Genomic DNA, 1736 nt, shown 5'->3' with positions numbered 1-1736 from the left:
TATTGCTATGACGGTGTACTCGGCCGTGGTTGGAGCTTCTTTTGGGAAAGCCGATTAATAAAAACCGAAGATGGCTTTGTTTGGCAAAACCTGTCGGGGGATATCCTCCCATTTCCAGACATCCCACACGGACACCGTAGCTTTTGTGAGGCTGCCCAAGGTTGGATAACCCATAATGATGATGACAGTTGGACGTTTCAGGATGCGGGAGAGCTACGTTACCATTACTCCCCTTTTGATGCCCAAGGCCATAGCCGCTTAAGCCATATTGTTGATAATGTGGGTAACGAGCAGCGCTTCCACTACAATGAGCAGCATAAACTGATTCAAATTACCGGTTGCGGTGACCTGAATATCACTTGTGAATATCAATCCTTTGAGCTTGAAGAGAAAACGGTATCACGCCTCACTGCCGTGTATCAGGTGAATGCCCATCAAGCACGCCGTCGTCAGTGTGCTTATTTTTATAACGAGCACGCTCAACTGGTGCGTGTCGAACAGCACACCGAGCACCCTTACCGCCAATTTGGCTGGACAGACGCTGGTATCATGGCGTGGCATACCGATAAATATGGTTTACGCAGTGAATACCGCTGGGAATTTACCGACGATAATCTGTGGCGTGTGATTGAGAACAGTACCAGTGAAGGGGAGCGTTACCGCCTCGAATACGATGATATCAACCTCACACGAACCGCGTATTGGCACGATGGCACAACCGCCTTTTGGCAACTCAATGATGACTATCAGATTATTCAGTATACTGACCGTACCGGCATCCAAACCGAACTGCTGTGGGATGAATTCGGGCTACCGTGTGGCTGTCGCAACGCCGAAGGGCACACCCAAACCAGTGAGTGGGATGAACTCGGGCGATTACTCAGTTTAACCGATGGTAATGGCAACCAAACCCGCTGGCAATATCAAAATGAACGCGAACGCCTTATCACCGTCTTTTGGCCTGATGGCACTGAATCGCGTTTAGACTATGACCGTTTTGGGCGGTTAATCAAAGAAATTTCCCCTCTGGAGCAAACCACCGAATACCGCTATGACTTTAACAGTACGCTAAGGCCAACTGCTCGCATCGATGCCAAACAAGGCCGCAGCGAGTTTCTTTGGACAAAGCGGGGGCAAATATTACGTCATATCGACTGCTCGGGCAAACAACATACTTGGCGTTATGATGATGAGGGGCGTGTTGTTTCTCAAACCAACGCCTTGCAGGAAGCTACAGAGTATCATTACGATGAGGCGGGGCGTCTCATGCGCATCGTGTTACCCGATGAGTCCACCGTGCAACTGGCTTGGAATGCCGCAGGGCTCCTCACCCATCACCAACGCAATGATAATACGCCGCGTCAATGGCAATACAACGCCTTCGGTCGCGTCACAACGGAAATTGATAAACTCGCTCGGCATATCCACTACCATTACAATGCTGAGGGGGCATTAATTTCAATTGAAAACGCCAATGGCGGACGCTACCTACTTAACCGTGATGCCGAAGGCCGACTTATCGAGGAAATCCGACCGGATGATACGCTGCTGCAATATCGGTATAACAGTTTCGGCCGTTTAGCCGAAGAAACTCGCTTAGGCGACCGTGTGTTCCCTTCCCCCGCTCGCACGGTGTTGTTGCAGTATGACCCCGCCGGTAACCTTGCTAAACGGGAAACATTAACTGATAGCTATCAGTACCAGTGGGATAACCTAAACCGCTTATTGGTGGCGTC

The 1736-nt window shown here is 50.1% G+C and carries 1 pseudogene; it reads left to right on the top strand.

Annotated features, from left to right (window positions below):
- Positions 1-1736: pseudogene (locus SC428_RS22000) on the top strand (type IV secretion protein Rhs); the annotation flags it as partial.

The organism is Providencia sp. 2023EL-00965 (genome assembly GCF_033550225.1).
In the GTDB taxonomy this organism is placed as follows: Bacteria; Pseudomonadota; Gammaproteobacteria; order Enterobacterales; family Enterobacteriaceae; genus Providencia; species Providencia manganoxydans.
This window is presented reverse-complemented; position numbering and strand designations above follow the sequence as displayed.